This window comes from Georgenia ruanii (assembly GCF_009193175.1).
Lineage (GTDB): Bacteria > Actinomycetota > Actinomycetes > Actinomycetales > Actinomycetaceae > Georgenia > Georgenia ruanii.
On record NZ_VUKE01000008.1, the window covers coordinates 55,909 to 71,225 of the forward strand.

Sequence of the window (15,317 nt, forward strand, 5' to 3'; positions counted from 1 at the left end):
GTCGGTCACCTCGTCTGGAGCGGGGAGGGCGGTGGGGACTCGCTATCTCTCCACGGTACCGGGAAGCTCCGTCGCTGGTGAGGGAACCGTGTCACCCGCCGGGCCCGCGCCCAGGGCCGTGCCGGACGCCGTCGGTGGGCCGCCCAGGCCCGCGCCCAGGGCCGTGCCGGACGCCGTCGGTGGGCCGCCCGGGCCCGCGCCCAGGGCCGTGCCGGACGCCGCCGGTGGGCCGCCCGGACCCGCCTCCGCCCGGCCCGGCGCCGCGCCGGCCGACGCCGCCTCCCCCAGCCCCGGCGCCGCGCCGGCCGACGCCGCCTCCCCCAGCGCCGCTTCCGCCCGCCGCACCGCGGCCTCGAGACCCCGGCTGTGCGCGCCGCGCCAGAACGGGCGCCCGCACCGGGCACACCGGGCGAACTCGTCGTAGGTGCGTCGCGTCCCGGCCGGCAGCAACGCCCCCAGCTCCGCCTTGGTCGCGGGCTCGAGCGGGCCGCCGCACACCAGGCAGCGCGTCCAGGGCGCGAGCGGCGGGGCGAAGCGCCGCAGCACCTCGACCGCCTGGGCCTCCACGGCGGTGGCACGGACGAAGGCGGCGTGCCGGGGCGGGAGGGACAGCGCCCGACGGCGCAGCATCTCCCGGTCGCGGGTGAGCAGCACGCGGTCCTCGGCCAGCGCCGCGGCGACCAGCGCGTCGTCGGCGGCGTCGCGGGCGTAGGCGACGTCGAGACCGAGCAGGCGCAGCCGCCGGGCCAGCGAGCCGAGGTGGACGTCCAGGACGAAGCGTGGCGGCGCGGTGGGCGCGGGCTGCGGGGCGGGCGCGACGGGCACCACGAGCAGGGCGCCCACCGCGCGGGCCGGCGGGTCGACCGGGCCGCCGTCGAGCACCAGCCGCCCCACCTCGGTCAGGGGCACGCCGAGCGCCTGGACGACGTGACCCACCGTCACCGCGGGGTCGGCGGGGACGGTGAGCGCGGGGCGCCGCCGCGGGGGCGGCAGGTGGAAGCGCAGCTCCGGCGCGATCTCCACCCGGAGCAGCCCGGCCGGGCCCTCCGCGGCGGGGTCGCCGGTGCCGGCCACGTCAGCCCGCCAGGGCCGCCCGGGCCTGGTCGACCGCCTGCGCCAGCGCGCCGCGCAGCGCCGCGGCGTCCGGCCCGGCGCGCAGCACCCCGCGCGAGGTCGACGCGAGCACCTGGCCCCGGGCGTCGCCGAACACCTCCGCGAGCTCGGCCGCACCGGCGCCCTGCGCGCCCACGCCGGGGGCCAGCAGCGGGCCGCGCACGGCCGCGAGGTCGAGGTTGAGGTCGCGCACCGCCGCGCCGATGGTCGCGCCGACCACCAGGCCGACGGAGCCGAGCGGGCCGTCAGCGGCCGCGTTCTCCTCCCGTGCGCCTGCCACCATCTGCCCGGCCACCGAACCCTCGACGCCGAAGGCGTGCTGGACCTCGGCGCCCTCGGGGTTGGAGGTCAGGGCCAGGACGAACACCCCGCGCCCGCTGGCGCGGGCCGCGTCCAGCGCCGGCCGCAGGGACTCGAAGCCCAGGTAGGGCGAGAGGGTGACGGCGTCGGCGGCGAGGGGGGCGCCGTCGCGCAGGTAGGCGTCGGCGTAGCCGGCCATGGTGGAGCCGATGTCGCCGCGCTTGACGTCGAGGACGCTCAGCGTGCCCGCGGCCCGGGCCAGGGCGAGGACCTCCTCGAGGACGGCGATGCCCCGCGAGCCGTGCCGCTCGAAGAACGCCGACTGCGGCTTGATCGCGGCCACCCGTCCGCCCAGCGCCTCGACCACCCCGAGACTGAAGCGGCGCAGCCCCTCGACGTCGTCGGCGAGGCCCCACTGGGTCAGCAGCCCGGGGTGGGGGTCGATGCCGACGCACACCGGGCCGTGCTGCGTCATGGCGGCGGCGAGCCGGGTCCCGAACGGCGCGGGCGCGGCGGCGGCCGCCCCGCGGCCGGGAGCCGGCACGGCTCCCGGCCCCGTCGGGCCGCTCACGCCAGCCCCGCCGCCGCGGGCGCCGCCTCCGCCGCCGGCACCGCCGCGTGCCGGGCGTGCCGGCGGGCGAGGCGGTCGGCGTCGTGCTCCTGCAGGCTGCGCACCGTGTACGCCCCGGCGGTGACGGCCTCGATGGCCTGCACGGCCGCGCCGAACTGCTGGACGGTGGTGATGATCGCCCTGTCCGCGGCGGTGGTGGCGGTGCGGATGTCGTAGCCGTCGGCGCGCGCGCCCTGCCCGTTGGGCGTGTTGACGACCATGTCGATGTCCCCGTCGGTGATGAGGTCGATGACCGTCGGCTCGCCGTTCGGGCCGCGCCCGTCGGAGGCCTTGCGTACGACCCGCGCGTGCACGCCGTGGCGGCGCAGCACCGCCGCGGTGCCCTCGGTGGCGAGGATCTCGTAGCCGAGCTCGACCAGGCGGGTGACGGGGAAGACGAGCGAGCGCTTGTCCCGGTCCGCCACGGAGACGAACACGCGCCCCGAGGTCGGCAGGCCGCCGAACGCCGCCGTCTGGGACTTCGCGAACGCCAGCGGGAAGGTGGTGTCGAAGCCCATGACCTCGCCCGTCGAGCGCATCTCCGGGCCCAGGACCGTGTCGACGACTGACCCGGAGGCGGTGGCGAAACGCTTGAAGGGCAGCACCGCCTCCTTGACGGCGAGCGGGGCGTCGAGGTCGATGACCGTGGCGTCATCCTCGGGCAGCAGGCCCCGCTCGCGCAGGGACGCCACCGTCTCCCCCGCCATGATCAGCGCCGCGGCCTTGGCCAGCGGCACGCCGGTGGCCTTGGCAACGAACGGCACGGTCCGGGAGGCGCGCGGGTTGGCCTCAATGACGTAGAGCACGTCGGAGACGAGCGCGAACTGGATGTTGATGAGGCCGCGCACCCCCACCCCGGCGGCGATGGCCTCGGTGGAGCGGCGGATGCGCTCGATCTCCTTGTGCGACAGGGTCACCGGCGGCAGCACGCAGGCGGAGTCACCCGAGTGGATGCCCGCCTCCTCGATGTGCTCCATGATGCCGCCGAGGTAGAGCTCGGTGCCGTCGTAGAGGGCGTCGACGTCGATCTCGATGGCGTCGTCGAGGAACCGGTCGATGAGCAGCGGGGCGACCCGGCGCGAGGCGTCCGAGGAGCCCGTGTGCCCGCCCAGGGAGGAGCGGGCGACGTAGTCGCGCAGCCCGTCCTCGTCGTAGACGATCTCCATCCCGCGCCCGCCGAGGACGTAGCTGGGCCGCACGAGCACCGGGAAGCCGATGCGGGCCGCCACGTCGAAGGCCTGCTCCGCCGTCGTCGCGGTGCCGTAGGCGGGGGCCGGCAGGCCGGCCCGGTCCAGGACGGCACCGAAGGCGCCGCGGTCCTCGGCGGCGTCGATCGCCTCGGGCGGGGTGCCCAGGATCGGCACCCCGGCGTCGGCCAGGCGCTGGGCGAGGGAGAGCGGGGTCTGCCCGCCGAGCTGGACGACGACGCCGGCCACCGGCCCGGCGGCGAGCTCGGCGTGGTAGACCTCCAGGACGTCCTCGAAGGTCAGCGGCTCGAAGTAGAGCCGGTCGGAGATGTCGTAGTCGGTGGAGACGGTCTCGGGGTTGCAGTTGACCATGACGGTGTCGTACCGCTCGGCCAGCGCCAGGGTGGCGTGCACGCAGGAGTAGTCGAACTCGATGCCCTGGCCGATGCGGTTGGGCCCGGAGCCGAGGATGATCACGGCCTCGCGCTCGCGCCGGGCCACCTCGGTCTCGGTGTCGTAGGCGGAGTAGTGGTACGGGGTCCGCGCGGCGAACTCGGCGGCGCAGGTGTCGACGGTCTTGTACACCGGGCGCAGCCCGTAGGCGTGGCGCACCTCGCGCACGACCTCTTCGCCCAGCCCGCGGAGCCGCCCGATCTGGGCGTCGGAGAAGCCGTGCCGCTTGGCCAGGCGCAGCACGCCCTCGGTGAGGGCTTCGGCCGCGCGCACCTGCGCGGCGACCTCCTCGATGAGGACGAGCTGGTCGAGGAACCACGGGTCGATCGCGGTCGCCTCGTACAGCTGCTCCACCGTCGCCCCGCCGCGCAGCGCCTGCTGGACGTCCACCAGGCGGTGCTCGGTGGGCGTGCGGACCGACTCCAGCAGCGCGGCGGTGGCGGCGGCGTCGGGCACCGGGCCGTCCCAGTGGAAGACGCTGCCGGTCTTGTCGATCGAGCGCATGGCCTTCTGCAGGGCCTCGGTGAAGTTGCGGCCCAGCGCCATGGCCTCGCCCACCGACTTCATGGTGGTGGTCAGCGTGGGGTCGGCGGCGGGGAACTTCTCGAACGCGAACCGCGGCACCTTGACCACGACGTAGTCCAGCGTCGGCTCGAAGGAGGCCGGGGTGGAGCCGGTGATGTCGTTGGGGATCTCGTCGAGGGTGTACCCCACGGCCAGGCGCGCGGCGATCTTCGCGATCGGGAAGCCGGTAGCCTTGGAGGCCAGCGCCGAGGAGCGCGAGACGCGCGGGTTCATCTCGATGACGACGACGCGGCCGGTGGTGGGCTCCACGGCGAACTGGACGTTGCAGCCGCCGGTGTCCACCCCGACCTCGCGGATGATGGCGATGCCGACGTCGCGGAGCTTCTGGTACTCGCGGTCGGTGAGCGTCAGCGCCGGGGCGACGGTGATGGAGTCGCCGGTGTGCACGCCCACCGGGTCGACGTTCTCGATGGAGCACACGACGACGACGTTGTCCGCCTTGTCGCGCATGAGCTCGAGCTCGAACTCCTTCCAGCCGAGGATGGACTCCTCCAGCAGCACCTCGGTGGTCGGCGAGTAGTGCAGGCCCGCGCCGGCGATCCGGTCGAGGTCCTCGGCGTTGTAGGCCATGCCCGAGCCCAGGCCGCCCATGGTGAAGGACGGGCGCACCACCAGCGGGAAGCCGAGCTCGGCCGCGATCGCGTGGGCGTCCTCGAGGCTGTGGGCGATGGCGGAGCGGGCGCTCTCGGCGCCGCAGCGCGCGACGACCTCCTTGAACGCCTGGCGGTCCTCGGCGGCGTTGATCGCGTCGATGGAGGCGCCGATGAGCTCGACGCCGTACTCCTCGAGCACGCCGTTCTCGTACAGGGCCAGGGCGGTGTTGAGCGCGGTCTGCCCGCCCAGGGTGGGCAGCAGGGCGTCGGGGCGCTCCTTGGCGATGATCGTGGCCACGACCTCGGGGGTGATCGGCTCGACGTAGGTGGCGTCGGCCAGCTCGGGGTCGGTCATGATCGTGGCCGGGTTGGAGTTGACGAGGATGACCCGCAGGCCCTCCTCGCGCAGCACCCGCACGGCCTGGGTGCCGGAGTAGTCGAACTCGGCGGCCTGGCCGATGACGATCGGCCCGGAGCCGATGACCATGACGCTGGAGATGTCGGTGCGCCGGGGCATCAGCGGGCCTCGCTCTCGTCGGAGGTGGAAGTGGTGGTGGGGGTGGCGCCGCGGGCGAGGCGGCGGTTCTGCATGAGCGCGACGAACCGGTCGAACAGGTGCTCGGCGTCGTGCGGGCCGGCGGCGGCCTCGGGGTGGTACTGCACCGAGAACGCCGGGATGTCCAGCGCGCGCAGCCCCTCCACGACGTTGTCGTTGAGGGCCACGTGGGAGACCTCGACGCGCCCGTAGCGCCCGGCCTCGTACGGCGCGGTGGACGTCTCGCCGATCGGGGCGTCGACGGCGAAGCCGTGGTTGTGGGCGGTGATCTCCACCTTGCCGGTGGTGCGGTCGAGCACCGGCTGGTTGACGCCGCGGTGGCCGTACTCGAGCTTGTAGGTGCCGTAGCCCAGGGCCCGACCGAGCAGCTGGTTGCCGAAGCAGATGCCGAAGAAGGGCAGCTGCTCGTCGAGGACCCCGCGCAGCAGGTCGACCTCGTGGGTGGCGGCCTCCGGGTCGCCGGGGCCGTTGGAGAAGAACACCCCGTCCGGCTCGTAGGCGAGGACCTCGGCGAGGGTGGTGCGCTGGGGCACCACGTGCACGCGCACCCCGCGGGCGGCGAGCTGCTGGGGGGTGCGGGCCTTGATGCCCAGGTCGACGGCGACGACGGTCGCCACCGGCTCCCGGCCGGCGAACTCCCCCGTCGGCTCGACCACGTAGGCCTCCTCGGTGGAGACCTCCCGGGCCAGGTCCGCGCCGAGCATCTGCGGGGACTCGCGCACGACGTCGAGGAGGACCTCCATCGCCTGGTCGGTGAGGTGGTCGGCGCCGGCCGGCAGTGCGGCGCCGGAGAAGATACCGGCGCGCATGACGCCCCGCTCGCGCAGGTGGCGGGTCAGCGCGCGGGTGTCCACGTCGCAGATGCCGACGACGCCCTGGTCGGCGAGCTCGTCCTCGAGCTCGCGGGTGGCGCGCCAGCTCGACGCGCGGCGGGCGGGGTCGCGCACGACATACCCGGCGACCCAGATCCGGGAGGACTCGGGGTCCTCCTCGTTCACGCCGGTGTTGCCGATGTGCGGGGCGGTCATGACGACGATCTGGCGGTGGTAGGAGGGGTCGGTGAGGGTCTCCTGGTAGCCGGTCATGCCGGTGGAGAAGACGATCTCGCCCACCGTCCGGCCGGTCGCGGCGTACGCGCTGCCGCGCAGCACGTACCCGTCCTCGAGCACGAGCAGGGCGGGCTCGCGCACCGCCCGGCGCGGGCCGGAGCCCGTCCGGGTCGCCGGGGTGTTCGTGGTGGGCGCGCTCATGCGCCGACCTCCTCACGCGCCACGGGGGCGCCGTCGAGCACGGTGGCGCGTCCCCGCAGGAACGTCGCCATGACCTGGCCGGGGAGCTCCCGCCCGGCGAACGGGGTGTTGGCCGACCGGGTGGCCTGGGCCGCCGGGTCGACGACCCGGCGCGCGGCCGGGTCCACGAGGGTGAGGGTCGCCGGCTCGCCGACAGCGAGGGGGCGCCCCTGGTCGCCCACTCGGCCGATGGCCGCGGGCGCGGCGGACAGCACGCGGGCGACGTCGGCCCACGTCATGCGGCCGGTGTCGACCATGACCTGCTGGACCACGGGCAGCGCGGTCTCTAGCCCGGTCATGCCGAAGGCGCCGGCGGCCCACTCGCAGTCCTTGTCCTCTGCCGGGTGCGGGGCGTGGTCGGTGGCGACGATGTCGATCGTGCCGTCCGCCAGCCCCGCCCGCACCGCCTCGACGTCCTCCGCGGTGCGCAGCGGCGGGTTGACCTTGTAGCGCGGGTCGTAGGAGCGGGCGAGCTCGTCGGTCAGCAGCAGGTGGTGCGGGGTGACCTCGGCAGTGACCGCGATGCCCCGGGCCTTCGCCCAGCGGATGATGTCCACCGAGCCGGCGGTGGACAGGTGGCACACGTGCAGCCGGGAGCCCACGTGCTCGGCGAGCAGCACGTCGCGGGCGATGATCGACTCCTCCGCCACGGCCGGCCAGCCGGCCAGGCCGAGCTCGGCGGAGACGACGCCCTCGTGCATCTGGGCGCCCTCGGTCAGCCGCGGCTCCTGGGCGTGCTGGGCGATGACGCCGTCGAAGCTCTTGACGTACTCCAGGGCCCGGCGCATGAGCACCGGGTCGGCCACGCACTTGCCGTCGTCGGAGAAGACCCGCACCCGGGCGGCGGAGGCGGCCATGGCGCCGAGCTCGGCGAGCATCTCGCCGCGCAGGCCGACCGAGACGGCGCCCACCGGGTGCACGTCGACCCACCCGGCCTGGCGGCCGAGGTTCCACACCTGCTCGACGACGCCGGCGGTGTCGGCCACCGGGGTGGTGTTGGCCATGGCGTGGACGGCGGTGAAGCCGCCCAGGGCCGCGGCGCGGGTGCCGGTCTCGACCGTCTCGGCGTCCTCGCGGCCGGGCTCGCGCAGGTGGGTGTGCAGGTCGACGAGGCCGGGCAGGGCGACGAGCCCGTCGGCCTCGACCGTGACGACGGCGGCGGACTCGCGGGCCAGCCGGGCGGCGTCGGCGCCGACGGCGGCGATGCGCCCGTCGGCGAGGAACACGTCGGTGGGCTCCGCGCCCAGGGGCCGGACGCCGCGGAGGAGGTGGTCGGTCACTGGGCGGTCCCTTCGGTGGTGCGGGTGGTGGCGTCGGCGAGGGAGGCGGGGGTCCCGGCGGGCCGGGCGGCCTCGCGCCGGGCGGGCGCGCCCGGTGACGCCGTCCGAGCGCCGGAAATCGCATCCGTCGAGGCCGGCTGGGCACCGGACGCCGTCGAGGTTGGCTGGGCACCGGACACCGTCGACGCCGGCTGGGCAGCGGCGACCGCAGCAGCGTGCGCGGCGGGCTCGCCGTGCGCGGCGGGCTCGCCGTGCGCGGCGGCCCCCTCCTCGCCGGCCAGCAGCAGGTAAAGCACGGCCATGCGCACGCTCACGCCGTTGGCGACCTGCTCGACGACGACGGAGCGGGGCGAGTCGGCGGCCTCGGCGCTGATCTCCAGGCCGCGGTTCATCGGCCCGGGGTGCATGACGACCGCGTGGCCGGGCAGGGCGCGCAGCCGGGCGCCGTCGAGGCCGTAACGGCGGTGGTACTCCAGCGGGGAGGGGAAGAACCCGCCCCCGGCTGAGGACATCCGCTCGCGCTGGACCCGCAGCATCATCACGGCGTCGGGGGTGTCGGCGGCGATGGCCTCGTCGAGGTCGTAGCGCACGGTGCACGGCCAGCCCTCCATGCCCACCGGCAGCAGGGTGGGCGGGGCGACGAGGGTGACCTGGGCGCCGAGGGTGGTGAGGAGCTCGACGTCGGAGCGGGCGACGCGCGAGTGGAGGATGTCGCCGACGATCGTCACCCGGGCGCCGGCGAGGTCGGTGCCGGCGGGGGCCGCCGCGCCACCGCCGTGCAGGTGGCGCCGCAGGGTGAAGGCGTCGAGCAGCGCCTGGGTGGGGTGCTGGTGGGTGCCGTCGCCGGCGTTGAGGACCGGCACGTCGATCCAGCCGGCGTGCGCCAGGCGGTAGGGCGCGCCCGAGGCCTGGTGTCGGATGACCACGCCGTCGGCGCCCATGGCCTGCAGCGTCTGGGCGGTGTCCTTGAGGGACTCGCCCTTGGACACCGAGGAGCCCTTGGCGGAGAAGTTGATGACGTCGGCGCTCAGCCGCTTGGCGGCGGCCTCGAAGGAGATGCGGGTGCGGGTGGAGTCCTCGAAGAAGAGGTTGACCACGGTGCGCCCGCGCAGCGTCGGCAGCTTCTTGATGGTGCGCTGCTGGGTGGCGGCCATCGCCTCGGCGGTGTCGAGGATGTCGACGGCCTCGGTGTGGCTGAGGTCGGCGGCGGCGAGCAGGTGCCTCATCGCTGCGCCTCCTCGCCGGTCTCGACGGCCGCCCCGCCGACCCGACCGCCCGGGGTGTCCTGGCCGGCGCCGTCGGAGCTCACGGCGTCGCCGGCCCGCCGGGCGGCGCCGTCGGCGATCGTCACGGCGTCGGGGACGTCGTCGGTCTCGGTGAGCTGGACGCGCACCCGCTCGGCCCGCGCGGTGGGCAGGTTCTTGCCCACGAAGTCGGCCCGGATCGGCAGCTCGCGGTGGCCGCGGTCGACGAGGACGGCGAGCTGGACGGCGCGCGGCCGGCCGAGGTCGTTCAGGGCGTCCAGGGCCGCCCGGATGGTGCGGCCGGAGAAGAGCACGTCGTCGACGAGGACCACGACCTTGTCGTCGATGCCCGCGCCGGGCAGCGTGGTCAGCCCGAGGGTGCGGGTGGGCTGGCCGCGCAGGTCGTCGCGGTACATCGTGATGTCGAGCGCGCCCACCGGGAGGGACTCGCGCCCCTCGGTGGCGGCCATCCGGGCCGCGATGCGCTCGGCGAGCGGCACGCCGCGGGTGGGGATGCCCAGCAGGACGACGTCGTCGCTGCCGTGGTTCCGTTCGAGGATCTCGTGCGCGATGCGGGTCAGCGATCGCGCGACGTCGGAGTCGGAGAGCACCTGGCGTGCGGCGCCGGGGCTCGTGGGCGTGGTGGCCACGGAGGACCTCCTTCCCCGCCTCACAGGACGGGCCTTAAAGGATGTCTGACGGCCGCGATCGTACCTCCGGCGCCGGCGGCCTCCCCGGCGGCGTCCCGGTTCTGAGACGCGGTGTGACGGCCCTCACGCGGGGGTCGCGGCCGGCGCGACCGGCGTGGCCGGCGCGGCCGGCGCGACCGACGTGGCCGGCGCGACCGGCGCGACCGACGTGGCCGGCGCGACCGTCGCCTCGGTCGGCAGGCTCAGGCCCACCGAGCCGCGGCCACATGGGGGCCGGCACCCACGCGGAGGGATCAGCCACACGGGACGCCCCCTCGCACGGGTAGCGGCCACGTGGGGCCGCACCCTGCAGGGAGATCAGTCGAGCAGCGTCGGCTTGAGCTCCAGCAGGCGCCCGAGGAGCCCGTTGACGAACGCCGGCGACTCGTCCGTGGACAGCTCGGCGGCGAGGGCGACGGCCTCGTCGACGGCGACGGCGTCGGGGACCTCGTCGTTGTAGAGCAGCTCCCAGGTGCCCAGCCGCAGGATGCAGCGGTCGACCACCGGCATCCGCTCGAGCGTCCAGCCCTGGGAGTAGGTGGTGAGCAGCTCGTCGATCTCGCTCCGGTGCGCGGCCACCCCCCGGACGATGTCGCCGGCGTAGGCCGGGAACGGGCCCTGCGCGACCGTCACCTGCTCGCGCTGGCCGAGCAGGTCGATGAGGTCCTCCGCGGAGGTGCGGCCCTTCTGGTCGGCCTCGAACAGGACGTCCAGCGCCCGCCGACGGGCCTTGCTGCGTGCGGACACCGGGGTCCTTCCTGGTTGCGACGGTGACCGGCCGGGCCGGTCACGTAACGGGCGCCGCCGCTGGCTGACCCGCCGGCCTCGCAGTGCGGGAGCGGGTCGGCCAGCGGCGGCCGGGTGGAGCGGGGGCGCCTGGTCGGGCGCCCGGTCAGCTGACGCGGCCGAGGTAGTCCCCGGTGCGCGTGTCGACCTTCACCTTGGTGTTGTTGTCGAGGAACAGCGGCACCTGGATCTCGTAGCCGGTCTCGAGGGTGGCGGGCTTGGTGCCCGCGGAGGACCGGTCGCCCTGCAGGCCCGGCTCGGTGTAGGTGATCTCCAGAACCACCGAGGCCGGCAGCTCGACGGAGAGCACCCGCCCCTCGTGCATGGCGACGACCGCCTCCTGGTTCTCGAGCAGGAAGTTCGCCGCGTCGCCCACCGTCTCGGCCGGGATCGGCAGCTGCTCGTAGGTCGAGGAGTCCATGAAGACGAAGTCGGTGCCGTCCTTGTACAGGTACTGCATGTCCCGGCGGTCCACCGTGGCCGTCTCGACCTTCACGCCCGCGTTGAACGTGCGGTCCACGGTCTTGCCGGACAGGACGTTCTTGAGCTTGGTGCGGACGAAGGCCGGGCCCTTGCCGGGCTTGACGTGCTGGAACTCCACGACGGACCAGAGCTGTCCGTCGATGTTGAGCACCATGCCGTTCTTCAGGTCGTTGGTCGAAGCCACTTGAGGAGCCGTCCTTCGTCGGGAGCTGGGAGGTCGGTCCGACCGGCGGGTCGCGGCCGGCGGTCCAGAGCGCCCGTCAGGATACCCCGGTCAGCGCCCAGACGCCGAGGAGGCCGCACGCCCCCGCCCACGAGTAGCTCGCGAGCGTGCCGATGATGAACCGCTCCGCGGCGGGGCTGCGCTTGTCCGGGTGCGCCTCGCGCAGCTCGGGGTAGCGGCCGAGGCCCTTGACGGCGAGCACGACGGCGACCGCCTCGGGGAACCCGGCGAGGATCGCGCCGGTGATCGCCAACCGCTCCAGCATGCCGATCCACGTGCCGCCCCGGAGCAGCCCGGGCACGGCGGGCCCGGGCTCGACGCGGCGCAGCACGTAGCCGACGACCAGGCGGCCGAGGAACACCGAAAAGAGCAGCACCGCGGCGATGGCGACGGCGATCGGCACCAGCCGGGCCGTGTCGAACGTCACGTCGCGCTCCCCTCGTCCTCACCGGTCGCCGCGCCGGCCGCCCGCTCGATCACCGCGGCCGCCAGCGGGCGGACGCCCATCTCCTCCTCCAGCAGGGCCGACCGTACCCGCTGGCTGACCGCCTGCTCGGAGATGCCCAGGCGTGCCGCGACATCCTTCTGCCGAACGCCCGGCTCGAGCAGGTCGGCGACCTCCCAGCCGGCGGCGGAGCGGCGCCGGACGACCGAGGCGAGGAGCTGGACCAGGGCGGTGGCCTGCCCGGCGGCCTCCGCGTCCTCGCCGGCGACGACGACCGGGGCGGGCACCCCGCGGCCGCGGGCGCGCTCGACGGCGTTGCGGGCGTGGACGAACGCCGGACCCGAGCTCGCCCGGGACGTCGCCGCCAGCGGCTCGTTGACCGGTCCGGCGCCGATGCCCACCGCCCACTCCCCCAGCCGCATTAGGTGCAGCGCCAGGTCGAGTGCCGCCTCCGCGGTGGTAAGGACCGTCTGGACCTCGTCGCCGACCGTGCGCTCCAGCGGCAGGGCGACGGCGCCACGCGCCGGGGGCCGGTCGCCCCACGCGGCGAGCGCGTCGAGGAGATCGGCCACCTTGTCGCCGTGGGCGGTGCTGGCGTGCTGGTCCGCCGTGACCACGAACATAACTGAAGGCTAGTGCCTTGATCACTGACAATCAAGGCTGAGACTGTGATCCTGCGTCATCAAGGCTGTCAGGGACGGTCGGGGCACAACGCTGCGCGGGAGGGCTCACGGCTGCCGGGAGAAGTGAAGACTGCTCGGGAGGAGTCGAGGCCGCCCGGAAGGGCTCACGGCTGCCGGGAGAAGTGAAGACTGCTCGGGAGGAGTCGAGGCCGCCCGGAAGGGCTCGAGGCTGCCGGGAGAAGTCGAGGCTGCCCGGGAGCAGTCGAGGCTGCCCGGAGCGGTCAGAGCCGCGGGGAACGATTCGCTCTGCGCCGTACCTGCTGACGTCGTCCGTGAGCGGGTGACCGGGTGGGAGCACGCCACGGTCGATCGGCACCGCGAGCACACCCAGGCCGACCGCGGGCTGGTCGCCCTCAGCCCCGCGAGCCCGGCAGCGCAGCGAGCACCGCCTCGACGACCTGCTCGACCGTCAGGTCGGACGTGTCGACCACCGCCGAGGCGACGGACTCGTACGCCGGGCGGCGCTGCGCCGCCATCGAGGAGAACAGCGCGCGGGGACTGCCCAGGGTCACCGAGCGGGGGGCGTTGAGCCCGACGCGGGGCATCCCCGCGGCCAGGGAGACGTCGAGGAAGACGACCGTGCCGCCGTCGGCCCGGTACCGCCCGAGGGAGGACGCGGCGTGCTCGACGGCGCCGCTGCCGAGGGCGAGCACCCCCGGCGCGGCGAGCGCCTCGGTCACCGCGGCGTCTTCGAGCTCGCGGAACCGCTCCTCGCCGACGTCGATGAACAGCTCGCCCACGCCGCGCCGCGCTCGCTCGGCCAGCACGGCGTCGGTGTCCGTGAGCGCGACGCCGAGCCGCTCGGCGACGAGCGCGCCGGCGGTGCTCTTGCCGGACCCGGGCGGACCGACGAGGACGAGCAGGGGCTGGGGCCCCGCCGACGTGGTCGCCGCGCCTGGACCAGACGCCGGCGCGGTCGTGGCGGCCGGGCCCCGCGCCGGCTCACCGGGGGCGGTCGTCGCGGCCGGCCCGGACGCGCGCTCGGGCTCAGGCGTGCTGGTCATCCCCGCACCGTACGTCACCGGCCGCTCACCCAGGCGTAGGCCTCCTCGAGCAGCTCGCGGTCCGGCGCGCGCAGGATGGTCGGGCGGGCGACGTCCTCCAGGACGACGAAGCGCAGCGCGTTGCCGCGCACCTTCTTGTCGTGGGCCATGGCCTCGTAGAGCTCCGGCCAGCGGTCGGCGCGGTAGGAGACGGGCAGGTGCAGCATGCCGAGGATGTCGCGGTGGCGGCGCACCACGTCGGCGTCGAGCACACCGGCGGCGCGGGCCAGCTCGGCGGCGAAGACCATGCCGACGGCGACGGCGTCGCCGTGGCGCCACCGGTAGTCCTCGGTGCGCTCGATCGCGTGCCCGAGGGTGTGGCCGTAGTTGAGGATCTCCCGCAGCCCGGCCTCGCGCAGGTCCTCCCCCACCACCCGGGCCTTGACGGCCACGGCCCGCTCGACGAGCTCGCGCAGCGCCGCCGAGCTCGGGTCCTGGGCGCCGACGCCGCCGTTGGCCTCGACGATGCGCAGGATCTGCTCGTCGGCGATGAACCCGGCCTTGACGACCTCGGCCAGGCCCGAGCGCAGCTGCTCGGGCGGCAGCGTGGGCAGCGCGTCGAGGTCGCACACCACCCCGGCCGGCGGGTAGAAGGCGCCGACGAGGTTCTTGCCCTCGGCGGTGTTGATGCCCGTCTTGCCGCCGACGGCGGCGTCGACCATGCCCAGCAACGTGGTGGGCACGTTGACGAGGCGGACGCCGCGCAGCCAGGTGGCGGCGACGAACCCGGCGACGTCGGTCGTGGCGCCGCCGCCGAGGGCGACGACGGCGTCCTCGCGGCCGAAGCGCTGCTCGCCCAGCAGCGCCCAGCACGCGGCGACGGTGTCGATGGTCTTGGCCTGCTCGGCGTCGGGGATCTCGTGGAGCACCGCGGTGCGGCCCTCGCTCGTCAGGGTGGTGCGCAGGCGCTCGGCCGTGGTCGCCAGGGAGGCGGGGTGGACGACGAGCACGCGGGTGGCGGCCTCGCCGACGAGCTCGACGACGCTGTCCTGCAGCCCGTGGCCGACGACGACGTCGTACCCGGCCGCGCCGGACACGTGCACGCGCGAGGCAGGGCCGTGCTCGACGACGGCCTCCCGGACCTGGGCGGGATCGAACGCGATCTCGCCGCGGCCGGACAGGACGAGCAGGATCTCCTCGGCGATCTCCTGGGGCCGGCGGTCGGTGGTGGCCACGTGCATCGTGGCCACGGTCTCGTAGATGGGCCGGCGCTCGGCCATCAGGGCGTTGAACTTGCCCACCGGGTCGCCCGTGAGGAGGGGGCGCACGCCGGACAGGCCGACGCGCGGCAGCGCCTGGGCGACGTCGACGTCGAGGAAGACCACCTCGTGCCCGCGCAGGGCCTCTTGGGTGCCGGGGTGGAGGACGGCCCCGCCGCCGAGGGCGACCACGCCCCGGTGGTCCTTCAGGACACCGGAGACCACCTCGTGCTCGAGCTGGCGGAATTCCGCCTCGCCGCGGGCGAGGAAGAGGTCGGGGATGGACATGCCGGCGACCCGCTCGACCTCGTGGTCGGTGTCGAGGAAGTCGACGCCGAGGACCCGGGCGATGAGCGTGCCGATGGTGGTCTTGCCCGCACCGGGCGGGCCGACCAGGACGACGTGCGGACGAGCGGTAGCCACACGCGCACGGTACCTCGCTGCCCGCATGGCGGGACGCGGCGTCTCATGGCGTCGGCTGCTCGTCGGACGAGCGCTGGGGACGGCGCGCCGCGGCCCGCGCGACGGCGGTTCCCCGTCACGCGGGCCGCGGCCA

The 15,317-nt window shown here is 75.1% G+C and carries 12 protein-coding genes and 1 pseudogene; all 13 read right to left on the reverse strand.

Translation table 11 applies throughout. The features are described 5' to 3' along the window. Positions 1-42: 42 nt before the first annotated feature. The 13 genes and pseudogenes from GD880_RS09530 to aroB all read right to left on the reverse strand — a co-directional run bounded on the left by GD880_RS09530 (position 43) and on the right by aroB (position 15,184). Positions 43-1,074, reverse strand: a complete 1,032-nt coding sequence (locus tag GD880_RS09530) for a Mut7-C RNAse domain-containing protein (protein ID WP_152231395.1) — start codon at positions 1,072-1,074, stop codon at positions 43-45. Between the two features lies 1 nt (position 1,075). Further along, positions 1,076-1,957, reverse strand: coding sequence for an orotidine-5'-phosphate decarboxylase (gene pyrF, locus GD880_RS09535; protein WP_264372279.1), 882 nt, complete (start codon positions 1,955-1,957; stop codon positions 1,076-1,078). Between the two features lie 23 nt (positions 1,958-1,980). Then, positions 1,981-5,358, reverse strand: coding sequence for a carbamoyl-phosphate synthase large subunit (gene carB, locus GD880_RS09540; RefSeq protein WP_152231396.1), 3,378 nt, complete (start codon positions 5,356-5,358; stop codon positions 1,981-1,983). After that, a complete protein-coding gene (gene carA / locus GD880_RS09545; RefSeq protein WP_152231397.1) occupies positions 5,358-6,647 on the reverse strand; it encodes a glutamine-hydrolyzing carbamoyl-phosphate synthase small subunit in 1,290 nt (429 codons plus the stop codon). The genes carB and carA overlap by 1 nt, the downstream gene beginning before the upstream one ends. After that, positions 6,644-7,966, reverse strand: coding sequence for a dihydroorotase (locus GD880_RS09550; RefSeq protein WP_152231398.1), 1,323 nt, complete (start codon positions 7,964-7,966; stop codon positions 6,644-6,646). Before GD880_RS09550 ends, carA begins: the two co-directional genes overlap by 4 nt. A 269-nt stretch (positions 7,967-8,235) precedes the next feature. Further along, positions 8,236-9,192, reverse strand: a pseudogene (locus GD880_RS09555) (aspartate carbamoyltransferase catalytic subunit); the annotation flags it as partial. Beyond that, positions 9,189-9,860 carry a bifunctional pyr operon transcriptional regulator/uracil phosphoribosyltransferase PyrR gene (gene pyrR, locus GD880_RS09560; RefSeq protein ID WP_152231399.1) on the reverse strand — a complete coding sequence of 224 codons (672 nt, stop codon included), beginning with the start codon at positions 9,858-9,860 and terminating at the stop codon, positions 9,189-9,191. The pseudogene GD880_RS09555 and the gene pyrR, both read right to left, overlap by 4 nt. A gap of 357 nt (positions 9,861-10,217) precedes the next feature. After that, positions 10,218-10,646, reverse strand: coding sequence for a transcription antitermination factor NusB (gene nusB / locus GD880_RS09570; protein WP_152231400.1), 429 nt, complete (start codon positions 10,644-10,646; stop codon positions 10,218-10,220). 145 nt (positions 10,647-10,791) lie between these two features. Continuing rightward, complete coding sequence (gene efp, locus GD880_RS09575; protein WP_152231401.1) at positions 10,792-11,352, reverse strand: elongation factor P; 561 nt, start codon at positions 11,350-11,352, stop codon at positions 10,792-10,794. Between the two features lie 76 nt (positions 11,353-11,428). Beyond that, positions 11,429-11,818 carry a hypothetical protein gene (locus GD880_RS09580; RefSeq protein WP_226909524.1) on the reverse strand — a complete coding sequence of 130 codons (390 nt, stop codon included), beginning with the start codon at positions 11,816-11,818 and terminating at the stop codon, positions 11,429-11,431. After that, on the reverse strand, positions 11,815-12,459 hold the full coding sequence (locus tag GD880_RS09585) for a winged helix-turn-helix domain-containing protein (protein WP_152231402.1): 645 nt from the start codon (positions 12,457-12,459) through the stop codon (positions 11,815-11,817). Before GD880_RS09585 ends, GD880_RS09580 begins: the two co-directional genes overlap by 4 nt. 413 nt (positions 12,460-12,872) lie before the next feature. Then, positions 12,873-13,523, reverse strand: a complete 651-nt coding sequence (locus tag GD880_RS09590) for a shikimate kinase (protein ID WP_152231403.1) — start codon at positions 13,521-13,523, stop codon at positions 12,873-12,875. Positions 13,524-13,537: 14 nt separating this feature from the next. Continuing rightward, positions 13,538-15,184, reverse strand: coding sequence for a 3-dehydroquinate synthase (gene aroB / locus GD880_RS21105; protein WP_319593260.1), 1,647 nt, complete (start codon positions 15,182-15,184; stop codon positions 13,538-13,540). Between the last annotated feature and the right edge of the window lie 133 nt (positions 15,185-15,317).

Excerpts from the sequence above, each read along its gene's own strand:
- carB (WP_152231396.1), bottom strand. The coding sequence starts at position 5,358 with ATGCCCCGGCGCACCGACATCTCCAGCGTCATGGTCATCGGCTCCGGG.
- carA (WP_152231397.1), bottom strand. The coding sequence starts at position 6,647 with ATGAGCGCGCCCACCACGAACACCCCGGCGACCCGGACGGGCTCCGGC.
- GD880_RS09585 (WP_152231402.1), bottom strand. The coding sequence starts at position 12,459 with ATGTTCGTGGTCACGGCGGACCAGCACGCCAGCACCGCCCACGGCGAC.
- GD880_RS09590 (WP_152231403.1), bottom strand. The coding sequence starts at position 13,523 with ATGACCAGCACGCCTGAGCCCGAGCGCGCGTCCGGGCCGGCCGCGACG.